We start from the raw sequence: 320 nt of genomic DNA on the forward strand, positions 1-320 counted from the left end.
GGGCCGCCTCGGCCGTGGCCGCTGCCGGGTCCGTGGCCGTGGCTGTGACCGCTGCCGGGTCCGCGGCGGCTGCCGGGCCGCCTGCCCGCATCCGTTCGGTCTCGCGCACGTGCGCGACGAGGGCGAGCGTCTGCAGGGTCTTGCCGAGGCCCATGTCGTCGGCCAGCACCCCGCCGAGCCCCTGCTCGTGGAGGAAGGCGAGCCAGGCGAACCCCTCGTGCTGGTACGGGCGGAGGGTCGCGTCGACCGTGGCCGGCACGGGGGTCGCCGTGGCGGCTGCGAGGCCGCCGGCGTCGGCCAGGGCCAGCAGCCCGCCGACC

At 78.8% G+C, this 320-nt stretch carries 1 protein-coding gene; it reads right to left on the minus strand.

The genetic code is table 11. The features are described from left to right. Window positions 1–320 (minus strand): SNF2-related protein (locus IFT36_RS16205; protein WP_200413685.1); only part of this gene is annotated, 320 nt, incomplete at both ends.

The sequence above is a fragment of the Frigoribacterium sp. CFBP 13605 genome (assembly GCF_014839405.1).
Classification (GTDB): Bacteria; Actinomycetota; Actinomycetes; order Actinomycetales; family Microbacteriaceae; genus Frigoribacterium.